This is a genomic window from Ruminococcus bovis, from assembly GCF_005601135.1.
Lineage (GTDB): Bacteria > Bacillota > Clostridia > Oscillospirales > Acutalibacteraceae > Ruminococcoides > Ruminococcoides bovis.
This window is the reverse complement of sequence record NZ_CP039381.1, coordinates 1,873,258-1,890,484: the sequence shown is the minus strand read 5'-3', so window position 1 is coordinate 1,890,484 and position 17,227 is coordinate 1,873,258. Positions and strand designations below refer to the sequence as shown.

Here is a 17,227-nt window from a genome sequence, read left to right as displayed (position 1 = left end):
GATTTGTATATGTTTACTAAACTTAATTATCTTAAAGAATTATAATAACTAACATAGAAATACTTTTATACATATTGCACAAAGAGTGGTAAATATAAAAAAACAGACCTCATAAGAGGTCTGTAAATAGTATTGATTATTAGAACAAATCGTCACCGTCACCGGTATCAATGATAGGAACATTACCTTCGGCACTGCTTGCACCGACAGTTCCTCCACCGATAGCATAAAACTCCGTACTTCTTTTATTATGGTTTGAGCCATATAGGTTTGCGCATACAAGTGAATCAAGTTCAAAATCATCATATTCTATTGTTGGAGTTTCATAAACTTTTTTCATACTTATCCTCCTCTACGACTACCGTAAATATCTAATAGTATAATAACATATTTAGATACAAAAATCAATATATTGGGCGAAAAAATTATAGATACACAACTAAAAATATTTGTGTTACCTTATAAATATATCACTAAGTATCTAAATATTCAAGGTTTTATTAATAATTTAATAAAGTTTGTGCAATATATAAAAATAATTGACTTGGTTATTAGTTACCTTGTATAACATTTTACATATATAATATCTGTTTGTTACAATGTTGTAAATCAATTTTCTTCAAGAAGTGGCAAATATTCCTTATATTTTGACATTGATGGTGTTAGGTGTTCCGAGTCTTTCACCTTTTTATTAACTGCTTGAGTGGTCTTGTTAACCGGTGCAATTGTACCGGCACCTGCAACACAACCTCCCGGACAGCCCATACCCTCTAATAGATAACCGTCATACTTACCGGCTTTGGCAATTTGGAGCATTTTGCGACATTCAGGCAGTCCCTCTGCTCTAGCAGTTAGGACTTCTCTATTAGGGTCAATCTCTTTAATAATATTTTCAACTGCCTTTGCTACACCACCACTTACTGCAAAGCCGTTGCCATCTCCACTGCCTTCCTTGAATGGTTCACCGTCTTCACATTTAGAAATATCAATTCCTTTTGCATCAAGAATTGCACTAAATTCTTCAAAAGTTAGTACAAAGTCAACATCACTACGGATTGACTTTCTTCTTGCCTCTAACTTTTTAGCAGCACAAGGACCAACAAAAACAACCTTGCAATCAGGGTACTTTTTCTTAATTAATCTACCTGTTAGCACCATTGGAGTCAGTGCCATTGAAATATATGGTGCAAACTCAGGGAATAATTTTTTCGCCATAACTGACCATGCAGGACAACATGATGTTGCCATAAACGGTTGCTTCTCAGGTACTTCCTTAATAAAGTCGTTAGCCTCTTCAATTGTACAAAGGTCAGCACCGATTGCAACTTCTACTACATCGGTAAAGCCAAGCTCTTTAAATGCATTACGGATTTGACCTTGTGTTACATTGCCAAACTGACCTGAAAAAGCCGGTGCAATTGCAGCATAAACCGGTGTTTCACTTTTTAATGCAGAGATTGTTTGGAAAATCTGGCTCTTATCAATAATTGCTCCAAATGGGCAATTAACTAGACACATACCACAAGATACACATTTATCATGGTCAATTTCTGCTCTGCCATATTCATCGGACTTAATTGCTTTCATACCACAGACTTTAGCACAAGGTCTTTCGTGACGAACTATTGCATGATACTCACAAACATTAACGCATCTACCACATTTTATGCACTTATCTTCATCAATATGTGACTGACCATCTACAATGGAAACTGCTTTTTTAGGGCAAATCTCTACACAAGGGTGTTCAAGACAATTTTGGCAAGCATTTGTAACAAAGACTCTGTTCTCGGCACACTTATTACAAGCAAACTTAATAATATCAATTAGAGGTGGCTCGTAATACTTATCATTAAAAAGTTCTTCCTCGATACCCTCGGTTATTGGAGAAAATTCGTTATAATCTCTAAGTGGAAAGCCCATTGCTGCTCTCAGTCTTTCCCCTACTACTGCTCTTTCAACAAAAACACTATCTCTATAGTGGGCAATTTCACCTTTGATAATTTTGTAAGGTAGGCTCTGGAATTTGTCAGCATCCCAACCTTCAAAAGCAAGTTTTGCAATTTCGGTGAAAATCTGCTTTCTTATTCTTGACTTTGATGTTTTTACTCCTCGCATACAATACTCCTTTTCATATAAATACATTATATAAAATTTTGCATATAATTATTTTATTTATGTAAACTCTTTTCATTGATATTATACAATGATGAATTTAGTTAGTCAAGAATAACAACAAAAAAAGCGACCCCATAATGAGGTCGCAAAATAATTTATAATCAGTCGCTTGTGTAAGGAAGAAGAGCGATCTGTCTTGCTCTCTTGATTGCTACTGTTAGTTCTCTCTGGTGAGCTGCACATGTACCTGTAACTCTTCTAGGAAGAATCTTAGCTCTTTCAGACATATAACGACGAAGTCTTGCGATGTCTTTGTAGTCAATCTTTTCTACCTTATCTACGCAAAAGCCACAAACTTTTCTGCGTGACTTTCTGCCACGGTTTGGTCTATCTGCCATTGTAGTTAATCTCCTTTATAAAATTAGGTTTTAGTAAAATACTAATTAGAATGGTAAATCGTCATCAAGTGGCATTTCTTCAAAATCTGAAGAAGTACCGTTTGAATAAGATGCCGGTTGTTGTTGCTGAACAGGAGCTTGATTGTAAGACTGCTGAGGAGCTTGGTTATAGTTACCGTAACCGTTGTTGTTACCATAACCGTTATTGTTTTGATCTCTTCTTTCGCCTGTAAATGAAACATTATCAGCAACTACTTCTGTTACATAACGGTTTGTGCCATCTTTTGCTTGGTAAGTTCTTGACTGAAGCTGACCTTCAATGGCAATCATTGAGCCTTTGCCAAAATAACGACAAACAAACTCAGCCTGTTGACGCCAACAAACAATATTAATAAAGTCTGTCTGACGCTGTTCACCTTGTTTAACATAATTTCTATCTACAGCGATAGAAAATGATGTTACAGAAATACCACTTGCTGTTGTCTTTAATTCTAAATCTTGAGTAATTCTACCCATTAAAATAACTCTGTTTAACATAACTTACATCCTTTCACATTCAGCTATAAAGCCTACTTCTTGATTATTCGATTAGTCTTCCTTCTTAATGATCATTGAGCGTAGAACGCCATCAGTAATCTTGTAGATTCTGTCTAGTTCTGCTGGGAACTCTGCATTTGATTCAAAGTTAATTAGAACATAGTAGCCTTCTGCTTCTTTGTTGATTAGGTATGCAAGCTTACGCTTACCCCATTCATCAACTTCCTGCAGTGTGGCATGCTTTTCAACAAGATCCTTGAACTTAGCGATTGTGCTCTGGATACCTTCTTCACCTAATTTCATAGAAAGTACCATAACTGTTTCGTACTTAGCTGTAATTTCTGCCATTTATCTGCACCTCCTTCTGGACATATTGGCGTGTATTTCCTACACGCAAGGATTGTGTACTAATTCACACACTAAATTATTATAACAAAATATTTCAAATTGTCAATAGAAAATATGAGATATTTTTTGTTATTCTGTAATTTCTCTGCTTTCCACTATTTTATTGAAAAGAGTTTCTATTCTGTCGGTTTCACCCTTTAGATATAAGAAACCGAAAAGTGCTTCAAAACCTGTTGCACTGTGATAATCCCCTACTGTGCCATGTTTTGGTGTACATTTTGGGGAGGCATTTCTGCCACGCTTATAAATAGAAAGCTCTTCTTCTGTTAAAATAGGCATTAGCATCTTTGCAAACTCAGCTTGGCTTTTGCAGTTTACAAACTTAACTTTCATTTTATTTAATTCACCAACATGTAGGTCGTGGTGATTAACAAGGTACTTTCTAACAAGTAAATCATATACACCGTCACCTACAAATGCCAATGTTAATGGTGAAATCAGCTTTGGGTTATTGTTTTCTAAATTCATAAGCTACCTTATTCTACAAAGTCAAATTCAAGGTCATAAATAGAAACTGTATCACCTTCGCTGATACCGGCTTTTCTAAGTGCATCAATAACTCCACCATTTGTAAGAACTCTCTGGAAGTAGTTCATACTTTCGTAATCGTCAAAGTTAACTGACTTCATAACCTGTAGTAACCACTCACCTTCAACAAAGTAAACATCATCTTGAACTGTGATTTTAACTTCATGAGGGTTGATTTCTTCTGCAGGAATAATTGGAGCAGGTTCTGCTTCAAATTCACGAATTGGTGGTAATTTACTTAATGTTTCAAGGGTTTTGTTCATTAAAGCATCTACACCGTAATGAATTTCTGCCATAATTGGGAAGAAAGAATAGCCTTGATCCTCTACAAACTTTCTAAAGTCATCAATCTGTTCGTCTGTTGCCATATCGCATTTATTACCGGCAACAAGCATTTCTCTCTCTGCTAATTCAGGGTTAAACTTTCTAAGTTCATTGTTGATTGTGACAAAGTCTTCCTTAGGGTCTCTGCCTTCACTGCCACTTACATCAACAATATGAATTAACATTCTACATCTTTCAACATGACGAAGGAACTGATGACCTAGGCCTGTACCTTCCCATGCACCTTCAATAAGTCCGGGAATATCTGCCATAACAAATGAGTTACCTTCACCCATTGATACAACACCAAGAACCGGTGTAATTGTTGTAAAGTGATAGTTAGCAATCTCAGGCTTAGCCTGACTTACTACAGAAACAAGTGTACTCTTGCCTACATTTGGGAAACCTACTAAACCTACATCGGCAAGTAGCTTTAGCTCAAGTACAACATCATATTCTTCACCGGGTAGTCCCGGCTTTGCAAATCTTGGTACTTGGCGAGTTGGTGTGGCAAAATGAACATTACCCCAACCACCTTTACCACCTCTTGCAACTAAAACAGGTTCTTTGCCTGATACATCCGCAAGAATTCTGCCTGTTTCAGCCTCTTTTACTACAGTACCGATTGGTACTCTAATAATTAGGTCTGGTGCTTTTTTACCGAATTTACGACCACTTCTACCGTTTTCGCCCTTTTCGGCATTATACTTTCTTTTATATCTAAAGTCAGCCAGTGTGGAAATGTTACTGTCAGCTTGGAAGAGAATATCTCCACCTTTGCCACCATCACCACCATCAGGTCCACCGGCAGCAACATACTTTTCTCTGTGGAAAGAAACTGCACCGTCACCACCGTCACCGGCTTTGATTTTAATTTTCGCTACATCTACAAACATATATTATTCCTTATTATCTTTAAATAATGGTTCTATATTTTTTACTTCTCTACTAATTTGATACTTCTTTTTGTTCATTTTTACTTTAAATGTTGTAATAAGAAGAATTCCACCTATAACAAAAAAGAATACTCCGGATACTATTTTGCCAAAAATAAAGAACAACATACCTATTAAAAATAGAATAACCGATAAAACTATAATAACTCTTTTATAACCCTTAGTGTCACCACTGTCACCGATAAGGTCGTTGACCATATTAACATTCTTAACAGTAGGGTTATTGTTCATTATCTTCTTATCGCCTTTGTTTACATCATAATTCATAAAAATGACTCCTTGGATAAAAGAAAAGGGTGGTAACTATATACCACCCAAATACATTAATTACTGTTCAACAGGATATACGCAAGCACGCTTTCTGTCCTTGCCTACTCTTTCAAAACGAACAACACCATCAATCTTAGCAAATAGTGTATCGTCAGAACCTCTGCCTACATTTTCACCTGGATGAATATGTGTGCCTCTCTGCTTTACTAGGATATTACCTGCAAGAACAAACTGACCGTCTGCTCTCTTAACGCCTAGACGCTTTGATTCGCTATCTCTACCGTTCTTTGTAGAACCCATACCTTTTTTATGAGCAAATAACTGAATGTTAATCTTTAGCATGTTATACCTCCGAAATTTTTATCTTAATAAATTCATCATATTCTTCTTTAAGTCCTTGAATATGAAGTTGAAAGCCATCTAAAATTGTTTTAGCTTTCGGTGCATCTTCTTCCTCTAACTTAACTTCCATATAACCATCCTTGACCTCAACACCAACTACTATACCCAGAATATCTGTAATAGTATTTACTGTCATATAAGCTGCTGAACTAATTGCTGCACAAAGAATGTCTGAACCTTCTTCGCCGTATTCAGCATGGTCTGTAATGGTAAAACCTGTAATTAAGCCATCGTGAAGTAAGAAATCAACTTTCGTCATTAGTTAATCTTTTCGATTGTAACCTTTGTATATGGCTGTCTGTGACCCATTTTTCTCTTTTCGCCCTTCTTTGGCTTATAAGTGAAAACTGTGATCTTCTTGCCCTTGCCGTTCTTAAGAACCTTTGCTGAAACTGTCTTGCCTTCAGCAAAATCAAGAGTACCATCTTCGTTACCTACTGCAACTACTGGGATTTCTACTGTTTCGTTTTCTTCAGCTGTAAGCTTTTCGATGAAGATTTCCTGACCTTCAGTAACCTTATACTGCTTACCACCTGTTTTGATAATAGCGTACATAATTAAGTACCATTCCTTTATTTAGACTCGCTACCGTTAGGTGAAACCTAAGTTTACTTATAACCCACAATATGCGGTTTCTATACTATATCACAAAGTACAGTATTTGTCAATGTATATTTGAAAATATCTTGAAATATTCTTGAATTATAGGTTATTTTGGATTTTACAAGCCTTTAGTGTGTTTTTCATTAGCACTGCAATAGTCATAGGACCTACACCACCCGGTACAGGAGTAATTGCAGAACACTTTTCCTTTACATTTTCAAAGTCAACATCACCACAAAGTTTGCCGTTTTCATCTCTGTCCATACCAACATCAATTACAACTGCACCTTCCTTAACCATATCGGCAGTAACAAACTTTGGCTTACCGATAGCAGCAACAAGAATGTCAGCTCTCTTAGTAACTTCTTTTAGGTTCTTTGTACGGCTATGAGTGATTGTAACTGTACCGTTTTCGTGAAGTAGTAGCATTGCCATAGGCTTACCTACAATATTACTTCTACCGATAACTACACATTCCTTACCTTCTACAGGAATATTGTAGCTATGTAGCATTTCCATAACACCGGCAGGTGTACATGGTAAAAAGTCATAGTCACCAATCATAATTTTACCAACATTTGATGCATGGAAAGCATCAACATCTTTTAGTGGTGAAATTGCCTCAATAACAGCCTTTTCATCAAGACCCTTTGGTAAAGGTAACTGACAAAGAATACCGTTGATTTCTTTATCTTCGTTAAGTTCATTTACTAATGCAAGTAGTTCTTCCTGAGTAGTTGTTGCAGGTAGTGCAAATTCTTTTGACAAGAAACCTACCTTTTCACAAGCTTTTTTCTTGTTGTTTACATAAACTCTTGATGCAGGGTCATCACCAACAATGATAACTGCAAGACCGGGCTTAATACCCTTTTTAATCAGTTCTTCTGTTTCAATTCTTACCTGTTCCTTTACTTCGGCAGAAACTTTCTTACCGTCAATTATTATCGCCATTTTTTACATTCCTCTTTTTTCTAAATATTATTAACAGAACAATGCCTGTTACAAAAATACAAGCTGAAAGCACTTGACTTACTCTTGGAGTATATCCAAAAATTGAGAAAGTCATATAAAGACTGTCTGTACGAAGTCCCTCTACAATCATTCTTTCAAATCCATACCATACCATATAGCATAGGAAGATTTGACCTTTAAAGTGATACCACTTTTTACTTAAAATATGGAGTACAAGTACACCTAATAAACACCATATTGACTCATACAAAAAACAAGGATGAACACCAACATTGCCTGTGTTTTCACTTACCATTCTCCATGGTAAATCTGTTTGTGAACCAAAAGCCTCTTGGTTAAAGAAGTTACCCCATCTGCCTATGCCTTGACCGATTAAGAAACCGATTGAGGCAACGTCAAGTACAGGTAACAGTTCTTGCTTTTGAAGTTTACAAGTAATGCCACCACCTAAGATAGCACCTATAAGGCCACCATAGATAGCAAGTCCTCCCTTATTTATATAGAAAATATCCATAAGGTTGTTTTTGTAATCGTCCCAACTAAACAGTACATAGTAAAGTCTTGCACCTATTATAGCACAAATGATACCTACAATAACTGTATTTAATAATTTATTCTTATCAATCTTAAAATAATCAGCTCTCACAAATGCATAGATACAAGCCAAAACAAGACCTGATGCAATAATAATGCCATACCAATAGACACTTAAACTACCTATGCTAAAAGCCTCTCTGTTAATATTAAACTCCAGTCCTAAACCCGGAAAGGTTACTTCCATAACTACCTCCTACTTTACTACTGACAAAGCAGAATTGTTGTAGTCAAGAATTTCATTAAACTTACTTTCTACATCACTAAACTGTAAATTATGAATTTCGTCAACATAAGAGAAAAATTCTCTATTTGTAAAGTGACTTTCCATTAGACCGTTACCAATAGAATTTACTGAATTTAGTGAAGAAATTGCATCACCATAAACAGCCTTCTTAGATATTTCATAATCTTCTTTAGAAAGACCCTTTTCCTTTAAATCCTTAATGTAGTTAAGGATAGTATCATAAACTTCCTTAGGTTTTTGACTTTCACCGTCAAGAAGTACACAGGAACAACCCTCAGTTTCAAAATATTCATAACTAAAGGACTGATTAATAAGACCTTTATCAAGCATATCTCTGTAGATTTTACTTGTTGAACTAAATAGCATTGCAAGTAACACATCAACTGATGCCATATCTTTGCTAGAAGAAAGACCTGTGTATTTATTCTTGAAACCAATATTAAACAGTGGTACTGCAACAGGTAGGTTACATTCTACATAGTCCTTAACCACTTCATATGGTTCATCTTCAAAATAATTTTGAATTGTAACATCTTCAGCAGGTTTTAGAAGTCTATCGGCTACTTCAAGAACTTCATCTAACTTTGCTTTACCACAAACACAAAGTGCCATATTGTTTAAGTTATAGAAAGTGTTGTAGCATTTGTACAAAAGCTCAGGTGTGATTTTGGCAATACTTTCAACTGTACCTGCAATATCAATTTTTACAGGATGATTATGGTACATAATTTCAAGCAAATTGAACATTACTCTCCATTCAGGAGAATCATCATACATCTTGATTTCTTGACCGATAATACCTTGTTCCTTTGCTACTGTTTCTTCAGTAAAATAAGGTCTTTGTACAAAATCCAAAAGAATTTCAAGACTTTCCTTAAAATTATCTGTTGTTGAGAAAAGGTAGCAAGTTTTATCAAAGCTGGTAAATGCATTTGCATTTGCACCTGTCTTTGCATATTTCGCAAAGGCATCTCCATCTTCACATTCAAATAGTTTATGTTCAAGATAATGAGCAATACCATCCGGTACTGTCATTTTCTCTCCACCATTTGAGCTGAAAGTTGTGTTGATTGAGCCATATCTAGTACCAAAAACTGCATAGGTACTGTTGTAGCCCTCTTTTTCATATACATAAATGTTAAGACCTGATTTATGCTTAACCTTATAATACTTGTCCCCTGTTAGTTGGGATTTTATTTCTTGTACACTCATTCTTTACTCTCCAATGTATAAACTGTATCTAGTTTTAGTTTCTTAGCCATTTCAATAATTTCTTCTCTTGTAACTGAATTTACTTCCTTACAAGCATCTTCAACAGAAGAAATTTTGTTGGAAAGAACTTGAGAAAAATACCATGTTTCAAGACCAAATTCATTATCGGCAATTGTAATAAAGCTATTGCACATTGATAACTTTGTAGCATTAATTTCAAAGTCGGTAAAGTTGCCCTTTGCTAGGTCATCAAGTTCCTTTAGGATAGCTTTCTTAGCTTTCTCAATATTCTTCTTTTCTACACCTGACTCAATAAACATAATACCTTTGTTCTTAATAAATCTTGATGAGCAATAGTAACATAGGCTAAGTTTTTCACGAACATTGTTAAACAGCTTACTGTGGGCAGTACCACCTAACATTGCTACTGCAAGACGCATTGGCATTGTGTTATCCTTGTTATCAGAAATATCTGTACGAAAAGCAAGAATCATTTTGCTTTGAGAAAGTTCCATTTCTTCTTTCTCAGTTTTCACTTCTGTAACTTCACCTGAAACAATGTTCTGAATTTCACATTCTGTACGGTCATACTTGCTAAACTGAGCTTTTAGTTCATCAACAACTGCATCGGATGAACTATCCCCTACATAGAAAATTTCTACTCTGGAATTATTTAGTAGTGACAACCAACCATTGTATAGGTCTTCACCTGTTACCTTATCAATATCTTCTTTTGTACCGAATTTTGATAGGCTATAAGGTTCATCCTTACAGATAATCTTAACTGCTTGGTTAATGGAATAAGTTCTCTTGTCGTTAAATTCAGAGTCGATAACTTCCTTTAGCTGACGCTTTTCTTGAGTAATTTCTTCTTCACAGAAAGAATTGCCATCTAACTTAGGATTGAAAATAATATTGCAAAGTAAATCTGTCATATCCTTTGAAATATTATCTCCGTCAAAGGCATATTTATCATCAATGCCACTGATAGAGAAAGTTACAATCTGATTATCACCGGTTTTACGAACAAAACCACCTAAATGAGCACCATATAGGTCGGAAAGTTTCTTAGAAAGTAAAGTAAAATCCGGATACTTACTAGTTGTACGAGTCATAACACCTGAAAGAAGAGCATTGACTGATGCAGTTTCTTCCTTTAGTGGAACAATAAATGACACACTAATCTTTGATGTTTTGAAACGATTGTCCTTTATTGAATTGAAATAGACACCCTTAGCTATTTCTAATCTATTTATGGAATCCATATAATTCCTCCTAATACACATTATCAAGATTATTATACCATAGTGATAGGAATTATAAAAGTATTTTGGAAAAATATATTTTAGGTTGACATATGTAATATGTAATGCTATAATTACTGTTGCTAAAAGTTAATATGCGAGTGTGCTGGAATAGGCAGACAGGCACGTTTGAGGGGCGTGTGTCTTTGACGTACGGGTTCAAGTCCCGTCACTCGCACCATTTTGAGGCAGTTTTTAACTGCCTCTTTTGTTTTGCCAACTTTTCCTAAAATGCCCGAAAACGGCTTAAATACTGAGCTTCTGAACACTTGCATAGTAAAGTTGAGGAAAGTTGAAATCGCTTAAAACAAGATAAAGTGCAGTCAAAATCACAGTCAACTGCAGTCACGAATGCAGTCAAAAACATAGATTTTTCGTGAAAACATATAGACCGGACAGCAAAAAAGTGCTGTCAAATTAAAGAAAATGACCTTAATTCACTGAATCGTTTGTTTGACAAATCTATTATCGGAGGTCATTAGATTGAAGAATGTAATCTCGGAACTGTACTACGGCAATATTGACCCGCAGGCGCGCGGTTTCAAGAACGGTAGTTTTCTGAAAAAGCAATTGGCAGTTCTTTCGGAAAGCGAAGCGATGCTGACCGAAAAGCTGACAGGTGAAGAAAAGAAAGCGTTTCTCTCTTTCGTAAATGCTTCTGACGTTATCTTAGGAGAATCAGAGCTTGACAGTTTCATCGTCGGATTCAGATTAGGCGCAAGGATTATTTACGACACCTTTGTAAGTGACGATACGCCGTATGAGGATTTCTTAAAGGAGCAGAGCGATTGAGGAAGCAGAAATATCATCTTTATCTGACGCACGATGAACGGCGAACCGTTATCAACAGTTTGATTTGCTTGAAAAACGACCTTATTTTACAAGGCAGATACACTGATGGCGTTGATGAGCTGATAGTCAAACTCACAAAGGCAAAGGTCAAGAAAATCAAGATCAAGGAGGTTTGAATTATGCCAACAACTATTACATATACGCAGCAGGGTGACTATCTTCTCCCTGATTTGAAGTTACCAGAACAGCCGAAGGTTGAAATCGGCGTTTTCGGACAAAGGCACAAGCGTTATCTGAAAGAGCATCACCGACTTATCTATTTCAATCTGCTCACCTCGTGTAAGCTCGCGGCATATCTCGCTGACATTGATTCTCAGGCAAATGAAATGTACGATCTACTTGTCCAGCAGCTTTCCGAAAAGGAAAACATCACCGAACAGCTCAAAGCGGAGCATCCAGTGGAATGGACGCGTAAAATGAACGCAATCCGCCTCACAGCCAACGAAATCGTCAACCGAGAGATAATCTACACATAAGCAGAATAACGCAAAAACACCCGAATTAGAACAGAGCGTGTAAGCAGGAGTTGATTCTGCTTACACGCTTGTTTCTTATTATTCGCCAAAAATAAACTTTACTATTCTATTGGTTGCTTTTTCTGTTGCATCGTCAATATCTTGTTTGCACCAGTATGGTTTACTATCATTCTCATATTTTTTTACTAAAGTAGTGGCAATAGGATATTTACTATCTATATATCCTGTTTTTGCGGAAAGCTTTGTTGATACTTTCGCTCTAAACCATTCATTCCCAATAGACCTATTGATCTTTTCTTCGAGAACAATCTTATTGCCTAATTTGTTAACGGTATGATTAAACTCGTCTTTTGTTTCTATTTGAGCATCTCTGCGAATAATGTCAAGATTTGCACCGCTTATAGGCATTATATGTTCAATGTCATATTTTGCTCCAAGTGTAAATGCAAGATTCTGTTCTTTAGCAAAGAGGTACTCGTTTAGATAAACTAAGATGTTCTTTTCGTATTCTGATACATAGTTTTTGATTTCATCTTTATTCCATTTTTCGGAAATATGTTTATCAAAATCAGCTACTATTTCATCGTCAGAAAAAGTTTCATCTGCAAGTTTTACTTCTTCTCCAAAAAGGAATGTTTTAAAGGCGCTGCTCGAATAACCTATATCAACTAATTCTAACAAAGTAAATAATCGCAATAGACTGGTTGCTATTTGAGTTATTGATTCTACAGTTATGTTTTCCTCAGCAAAACGATAAAAATAACTGGCAAGGAATAGTTTAGCGTTATCATTGAATTTCAAAAGGACTTGCAGTATTGGATAAGCGGAAACTTTTTTCCATATCTTTGCGAGATTTATCATCTGCTTACACAGTCCGATAGGATCGCTAAGTAAACTTTTGTTAATCTCAGTGAAGTATCTCCTTAATCCGGGTGTAGTAACGTTGATAGAACCTGTATCGGTAATAATCTCTTTGCGTTTTGCTCTTTCATAGTACATTTGCTGCATAAAAATTGAGTCAATAGTAGCAATACCATTCTGCTTCAAATCATCAATTAATTCTATTAACTCTTTCCAAAGCTTTGTAAATTCTTCACCTACTCTTTGTTTCTCAGCTTCAGCATACAGCTTTGCCGAAATAATATCGGCATCATACAAAGGAAGTCCATCTGAATTCAAAGAATTGAACATAGTGATAGCCTGTTCAACTTGCCAACTTTTAATTTCGATTACCTCACAACTATCTGTAAGTGTTTTAGTAAATTTGTTAAGTTGGGTTTCGGTTAGTTCTGCGGCTTTTTCGTAGAAAAACTTAAAGTTTCTGAAGAAGTTTGTATACTTGTTGTCTTTTTGCTTTCGTGGAATCTTATAGACATTTGATTCTGCTTCAGCGTAGTCAACCGCACTTAGAATAGTGTTTAGCTCATTCTTGTAAAGCTCATTGATGGAATAGTTTTTTAGAATAATGCTTCTATTACAAATTTCTTTATCTGTATGGTCAGGTTTATCTGGAATATCCTCAGTTTCTGCCTTGTAGAGAATTCCCATAATTTTTCTTCTGCGTTCTTTTAAACCTCTACACAAATTTTCGGATTCTTCATCCTGACTGGTTGTGCCAATGGCAACATTTATATTTACAAGAAGGGCTTTGAGAAGTAAAAGGAAGGTTGTAGTCCTTTGCTGACCATCAATCAGCCCGAATACAGTATCGTTGTCCTGACAATTGATGATAATAGTGCCAAAGAAGTATCTGTCCTTACTGTCACTATCTAAAAAGTCGGTAATATCTTGCCAGAGTTTATCGCAGTGACTTATTTCCCAAGAATACGGTCTTTGATATTCCGGTATTGTGAATACAGTATCTTCTTCAAGTTTTAAGTAAGCTCCGATTTTTCTTAGTTTAGGTTCGATGCTTTTTGCCATGTGGTATTTCCTTTCTGTTCCCAAAAATGAATTTATTAAATATCCATTGAATTATCCGCCCATAATTCGCACTGGCTCATTACGGTGCTGACCGCATCCTCCATACCCTCGGGCGGATATTTGTGATCCTTTAAAAGCTTGCGTATCATCATACGCATTTTTGCTCTGGCACTGTCGCGCTTTTGCCAATCAATCGTGCGGTTTTTCCGGAGCTTATCGGCAAGCTCCTTGGTAATGGCGATTAACTCCTCGTTTTCATAGAAATCCTTAATCGCCTGTGGCTTTGTGAGAGCGTCATAAAACGCAAGCTCATCCGCTGTTAATCCGAGTTCCTCGCCTTCTTCTTTGGCTTCACGGATTTGCCGTGCGAGATTAAGCATTTCCTCAATGACTTCTTCGTTTGTCAGCATTCCGTTCAGGTAGCGATTCATAGCGCTTTGCATGATTTCACTGAATTTCTCAGACTTAACAAGGTTAGTTCGTTTATAAATCTGCACCTGCTCGGCAATCAACTTTTTTAACAACTCAACAGCAAGATTCTTTTCTTTCATCCTTGCGATTTCTTCAAGGAACTTCGGATCAAATAACGAGAACTCCTGTTCCTTATCGGAGAAAAGATTGATTACGCCATCGCTCTTAATGCTCTGCTTCAAAAGCTCATTGATTTTAGCGTTGATTTCAGGCAGCGAGAGTTTTTTGTTTCCACCCTGATTTTGGATACGCATTATCAATACTCGAACCGCTTCAAAGAATGCAGCTTCTTCACGCTCCTGTTCCTCTGCAATAGACGAACAAAGCGATAACGCCTGTTTCAGCAATAACGCTTCTTTAACGTAACTCTCCTTATCATTCTCACGGCTTCTGTCCAACAAGAAGTTGACAGCGCCGGTAATCGTTCTTCCAGCAGTCAATTCATTGCCGCCAAAGAAAGCGGAATAATCATAACCGTGCAGCAGGTCACGACAAACCGTGAGCTTTTCAATAAACTTCGGATAGGCAACCTGCGCAATATCGGTGTTGCCGTAGTTCTTGCGGTCACGGACGGTGTAATCGTTCATCGCCTGTTTCAGCGCAGAAGCGATACCGATATAATCAACAACCAATCCGCCTTCTTTATCACGGAAAACACGGTTGACGCGGGCGATCGCCTGCATCAAATTATACCCTGCCATCGGCTTGTAAACATACATTGTCGCAAGCGACGGTACATCAAAGCCTGTCAGCCACATATCAACAACGATTGCGATTTTCAAGGGGCTGTTATTATCCTTGAACTTCTTCGCCAATTCTTCTTTATGGCGTTTGTTGCCGACGATCTCGTGCCATTCCTCGGGATCTTTGTTGGAGCCTGTCATCACGACAGCGACCTTTTCTGTCCAAGAAGGACGAACCTCCAGAATCCGCTTGTAAATCTTCATAGCGATCGCCCTTGAATAAGCGACGATCATTGCCTTGCCCGTCAGAAGATCCTCACGGTAGTTCTCATAGTGGTCGAGAATATCATCAACGAGCGATTTGATCGTATCGTCGTGTCCGAGAATCGCTTCCATTTGTCCGAGCTCACGCTTGCTTTTCTCGATAACATCAGGATCGGCACTCTGCGCCATAATATCATATTCCGTATCAATAAGGTGCAAAGTGGTTTCGTCTAATTTCAGTTTCATAACGCGGCTTTCGTAATAGACAGGGCGTGTTGCGCCGTCCTCGACAGCCTGCGTCATATCATAGATATCAATATAATCACCAAATACCTCACGGGTGTTTCTATCCTCGGTAGCAATCGGCGTACCGGTAAAACCGATATATGTAGCGTTCGGGAGGGTATCACGAATAATGCGGGCTGTGCCGATTACCTTTTTGGCAACCAGCTCGCCTTTTTCGTTCTTGGTCATCTTGATTCTTTCGGTCAGACCGTATTGTCCTCTGTGCGCTTCATCGGCCATCACAATAATATTTCTGCGCTCGGAAAGAGGCTCTCCCGATTCCTCAAACTTCTGCATGGTTGTAAAAATGATACCGTTGGCTTTTCTTCCTTCCAATAACGATTTCAGGTGCTCACGGCTTTCTGCGTGAACAGGCTCCTGACGTAGAAAATCCTTGCACTTGGCAAACTGCGAGTAGAGCTGATCATCAAGGTCATTTCTGTCGGTGATAACAACGATCGTCGGACTTTCAAGCTCGGATTGCAGTAAATGGGCGTAGAACACCATAGACAGCGATTTTCCGCTGCCTTGCGTATGCCAGAACACGCCGCCTTTACCGTCTGTTACAGTCGCTTTCTTTGTCGATTCTACCGCTTTGCGCACGGCAAAGTATTGATGATAACCGGCGAGTATTTTATATTGCTTCAAGCCCTCGTTGGAAAACAGAATAAAGTTTTTGAGAATATCAAGCAAACGCTCTTTTTGGAAGATACCTTCAAAGAATGTGTCAAACTGAGCGTACTGCGTGTTCTCATAGCTTCCGTCCTTCGTTTTCCATTCCATAAAGCGATCTTCACCGGAGGTGATCGTGCCTGCACGGTTTTCTGAAAGGTCGCTCATTACGCAAATGGCGTTGTAGATGAACATCGACGGAATAGCGTGCATATAATTCCGGATCTGTGTATAGGCTTCGGAAGCGTCGGTTTCCTCACGGGAGGGAGATTTCAGCTCCATCAGCACCACAGGCAAGCCGTTGATAAACAGCAGCACATCCGGACGTTTTTCGGAGTTTTCAATATACGTCCACTGATTTGCCACAACAAAGGAGTTGTTGTCAATATTGGAATAGTCAACAAGATAGCAAAGAGCTGAGCGTTCCTCGCCCTTCTCGGTATAACGCACCTCTACACCGTTTTGCAGATAATCCATAAACACGGCATTCTTCTGCACCAATTCGCCGTTCTCATAATTTGTCAACTTGTAAAGCGCGTCGGAGATGGCTTCTTCAGGCAGCGACGGATTCAGCCGGTATAATGCCGCGGTCAGCTCGTCCGCATAATATGGTACTTTATAATCACGCTCAATATCCGGTCCGTAGGCATGGGTATATCCCATTTCTTCAAAAAGCTGTATGATAGCGTTTTCATAGCTTGATTCGGTGTAGGGCATAGCTCTCCCTC

The 17,227-nt window shown here is 37.6% G+C and carries 19 protein-coding genes, 1 tRNA gene and 1 other annotated feature; of the genes, 3 read left to right on the top strand and 17 right to left on the bottom strand.

Features of this window, described 5'->3' with window-relative positions:
- Positions 1–139 precede the first annotated feature (139 nt).
- The 15 genes from E5Z56_RS08925 to yfmF form a co-directional block, all read right to left on the bottom strand.
- A complete protein-coding gene (locus E5Z56_RS08925) occupies positions 140–340 on the bottom strand; it encodes a hypothetical protein (protein ID WP_138157474.1) in 201 nt (66 codons plus the stop codon).
- Between the two features lie 269 nt (positions 341–609).
- Complete coding sequence (locus E5Z56_RS08920) at positions 610–2,118, bottom strand: 4Fe-4S dicluster domain-containing protein (RefSeq protein WP_138157473.1); 1,509 nt, start codon at positions 2,116–2,118, stop codon at positions 610–612.
- A gap of 161 nt (positions 2,119–2,279) precedes the next feature.
- A complete protein-coding gene (gene rpsR / locus E5Z56_RS08915; RefSeq protein WP_022505004.1) occupies positions 2,280–2,516 on the bottom strand; it encodes a 30S ribosomal protein S18 in 237 nt (78 codons plus the stop codon).
- A 45-nt stretch (positions 2,517–2,561) separates the two neighbouring features.
- On the bottom strand, positions 2,562–3,053 hold the full coding sequence (locus E5Z56_RS08910) for a single-stranded DNA-binding protein (protein WP_138157472.1): 492 nt from the start codon (positions 3,051–3,053) through the stop codon (positions 2,562–2,564).
- A 51-nt stretch (positions 3,054–3,104) separates the two neighbouring features.
- Positions 3,105–3,401: a 30S ribosomal protein S6 gene (gene rpsF, locus E5Z56_RS08905; protein WP_022505002.1), complete on the bottom strand. Its 297-nt coding sequence runs from the start codon at positions 3,399–3,401 to the stop codon at positions 3,105–3,107.
- 129 nt (positions 3,402–3,530) lie between these two features.
- Positions 3,531–3,929: a Mini-ribonuclease 3 gene (locus E5Z56_RS08900; RefSeq protein WP_138157471.1), complete on the bottom strand. Its 399-nt coding sequence runs from the start codon at positions 3,927–3,929 to the stop codon at positions 3,531–3,533.
- Positions 3,930–3,937: 8 nt separating this feature from the next.
- A complete protein-coding gene (obgE, locus tag E5Z56_RS08895; RefSeq protein ID WP_022505000.1) occupies positions 3,938–5,209 on the bottom strand; it encodes a GTPase ObgE in 1,272 nt (423 codons plus the stop codon).
- A gap of 3 nt (positions 5,210–5,212) precedes the next feature.
- Positions 5,213–5,536, bottom strand: coding sequence for a hypothetical protein (locus E5Z56_RS08890; RefSeq protein WP_138157470.1), 324 nt, complete (start codon positions 5,534–5,536; stop codon positions 5,213–5,215).
- Between the two features lie 60 nt (positions 5,537–5,596).
- Entirely contained in the window at positions 5,597–5,881 is a 285-nt protein-coding gene (rpmA, locus tag E5Z56_RS08885; RefSeq protein ID WP_022504998.1) for a 50S ribosomal protein L27, read from the bottom strand.
- Between the two features lies 1 nt (position 5,882).
- The gene (locus E5Z56_RS08880; RefSeq protein ID WP_138157469.1) at positions 5,883–6,200 is read right to left on the bottom strand and encodes a ribosomal-processing cysteine protease Prp; all 318 of its coding nucleotides are present in this window, start codon (positions 6,198–6,200) and stop codon (positions 5,883–5,885) included.
- Positions 6,200–6,496 (bottom strand): 50S ribosomal protein L21, encoded by a 297-nt coding sequence (gene rplU, locus E5Z56_RS08875; protein WP_022504996.1) that lies wholly within the window; start codon positions 6,494–6,496, stop codon positions 6,200–6,202. The genes E5Z56_RS08880 and rplU overlap by 1 nt, the downstream gene beginning before the upstream one ends.
- Positions 6,497–6,509: 13 nt before the next feature.
- Positions 6,510–6,585 (bottom strand) — a sequence feature (ribosomal protein L21 leader region).
- Positions 6,586–6,643: 58 nt separating this feature from the next.
- Positions 6,644–7,495: a bifunctional methylenetetrahydrofolate dehydrogenase/methenyltetrahydrofolate cyclohydrolase FolD gene (folD, locus tag E5Z56_RS08870; RefSeq protein WP_138157468.1), complete on the bottom strand. Its 852-nt coding sequence runs from the start codon at positions 7,493–7,495 to the stop codon at positions 6,644–6,646.
- Positions 7,479–8,297 carry a prolipoprotein diacylglyceryl transferase gene (lgt, locus tag E5Z56_RS08865; RefSeq protein ID WP_138157467.1) on the bottom strand — a complete coding sequence of 273 codons (819 nt, stop codon included), beginning with the start codon at positions 8,295–8,297 and terminating at the stop codon, positions 7,479–7,481. The genes folD and lgt overlap by 17 nt, the downstream gene beginning before the upstream one ends.
- A gap of 9 nt (positions 8,298–8,306) precedes the next feature.
- Complete coding sequence (gene yfmH, locus E5Z56_RS08860) at positions 8,307–9,569, bottom strand: EF-P 5-aminopentanol modification-associated protein YfmH (protein ID WP_138157466.1); 1,263 nt, start codon at positions 9,567–9,569, stop codon at positions 8,307–8,309.
- Positions 9,566–10,834 carry an EF-P 5-aminopentanol modification-associated protein YfmF gene (gene yfmF, locus E5Z56_RS08855; RefSeq protein ID WP_175405434.1) on the bottom strand — a complete coding sequence of 423 codons (1,269 nt, stop codon included), beginning with the start codon at positions 10,832–10,834 and terminating at the stop codon, positions 9,566–9,568. Before yfmF ends, yfmH begins: the two co-directional genes overlap by 4 nt.
- Positions 10,835–10,970: 136 nt before the next feature.
- On the opposite strand from yfmF, the gene E5Z56_RS08850 reads away from it, so the two are divergent.
- The 3 genes from E5Z56_RS08850 to E5Z56_RS08835 all read left to right on the top strand — a co-directional run bounded on the left by E5Z56_RS08850 (position 10,971) and on the right by E5Z56_RS08835 (position 12,201).
- A tRNA-Leu gene (locus tag E5Z56_RS08850) sits at positions 10,971–11,054 on the top strand.
- A gap of 302 nt (positions 11,055–11,356) precedes the next feature.
- Positions 11,357–11,665: a DUF6809 family protein gene (locus E5Z56_RS08845; RefSeq protein WP_138157464.1), complete on the top strand. Its 309-nt coding sequence runs from the start codon at positions 11,357–11,359 to the stop codon at positions 11,663–11,665.
- A gap of 179 nt (positions 11,666–11,844) precedes the next feature.
- A complete protein-coding gene (locus tag E5Z56_RS08835; RefSeq protein WP_138157462.1) occupies positions 11,845–12,201 on the top strand; it encodes a TnpV protein in 357 nt (118 codons plus the stop codon).
- A gap of 78 nt (positions 12,202–12,279) precedes the next feature.
- Here the strand turns inward: E5Z56_RS08835 and E5Z56_RS08830 are convergent, their stop codons facing one another.
- A complete protein-coding gene (locus E5Z56_RS08830; protein ID WP_138157461.1) occupies positions 12,280–14,124 on the bottom strand; it encodes a DUF262 domain-containing protein in 1,845 nt (614 codons plus the stop codon).
- Between the two features lie 35 nt (positions 14,125–14,159).
- Entirely contained in the window at positions 14,160–17,216 is a 3,057-nt protein-coding gene (locus tag E5Z56_RS08825; RefSeq protein ID WP_138157460.1) for a type I restriction endonuclease subunit R, read from the bottom strand.
- Positions 17,217–17,227 lie beyond the last annotated feature (11 nt).

Excerpts from the sequence above, each read along its gene's own strand:
- rpmA (WP_022504998.1), bottom strand. The coding sequence starts at position 5,881 with ATGCTAAAGATTAACATTCAGTTATTTGCTCATAAAAAAGGTATGGGT.
- rpsF (WP_022505002.1), bottom strand. The coding sequence starts at position 3,401 with ATGGCAGAAATTACAGCTAAGTACGAAACAGTTATGGTACTTTCTATG.
- E5Z56_RS08835 (WP_138157462.1), top strand. The coding sequence starts at position 11,845 with ATGCCAACAACTATTACATATACGCAGCAGGGTGACTATCTTCTCCCT.
- E5Z56_RS08830 (WP_138157461.1), bottom strand. The coding sequence starts at position 14,124 with ATGGCAAAAAGCATCGAACCTAAACTAAGAAAAATCGGAGCTTACTTA.
- obgE (WP_022505000.1), bottom strand. The coding sequence starts at position 5,209 with ATGTTTGTAGATGTAGCGAAAATTAAAATCAAAGCCGGTGACGGTGGT.
- E5Z56_RS08900 (WP_138157471.1), bottom strand. The coding sequence starts at position 3,929 with ATGAATTTAGAAAACAATAACCCAAAGCTGATTTCACCATTAACATTG.
- E5Z56_RS08890 (WP_138157470.1), bottom strand. The coding sequence starts at position 5,536 with ATGAATTATGATGTAAACAAAGGCGATAAGAAGATAATGAACAATAAC.
- rplU (WP_022504996.1), bottom strand. The coding sequence starts at position 6,496 with ATGTACGCTATTATCAAAACAGGTGGTAAGCAGTATAAGGTTACTGAA.
- E5Z56_RS08910 (WP_138157472.1), bottom strand. The coding sequence starts at position 3,053 with ATGTTAAACAGAGTTATTTTAATGGGTAGAATTACTCAAGATTTAGAA.
- E5Z56_RS08920 (WP_138157473.1), bottom strand. The coding sequence starts at position 2,118 with ATGCGAGGAGTAAAAACATCAAAGTCAAGAATAAGAAAGCAGATTTTC.
- yfmF (WP_175405434.1), bottom strand. The coding sequence starts at position 10,834 with ATGGATTCCATAAATAGATTAGAAATAGCTAAGGGTGTCTATTTCAAT.
- E5Z56_RS08880 (WP_138157469.1), bottom strand. The coding sequence starts at position 6,200 with ATGACGAAAGTTGATTTCTTACTTCACGATGGCTTAATTACAGGTTTT.
- lgt (WP_138157467.1), bottom strand. The coding sequence starts at position 8,297 with ATGGAAGTAACCTTTCCGGGTTTAGGACTGGAGTTTAATATTAACAGA.
- rpsR (WP_022505004.1), bottom strand. The coding sequence starts at position 2,516 with ATGGCAGATAGACCAAACCGTGGCAGAAAGTCACGCAGAAAAGTTTGT.
- E5Z56_RS08825 (WP_138157460.1), bottom strand. The coding sequence starts at position 17,216 with ATGCCCTACACCGAATCAAGCTATGAAAACGCTATCATACAGCTTTTT.
- E5Z56_RS08925 (WP_138157474.1), bottom strand. The coding sequence starts at position 340 with ATGAAAAAAGTTTATGAAACTCCAACAATAGAATATGATGATTTTGAA.
- yfmH (WP_138157466.1), bottom strand. The coding sequence starts at position 9,569 with ATGAGTGTACAAGAAATAAAATCCCAACTAACAGGGGACAAGTATTAT.
- folD (WP_138157468.1), bottom strand. The coding sequence starts at position 7,495 with ATGGCGATAATAATTGACGGTAAGAAAGTTTCTGCCGAAGTAAAGGAA.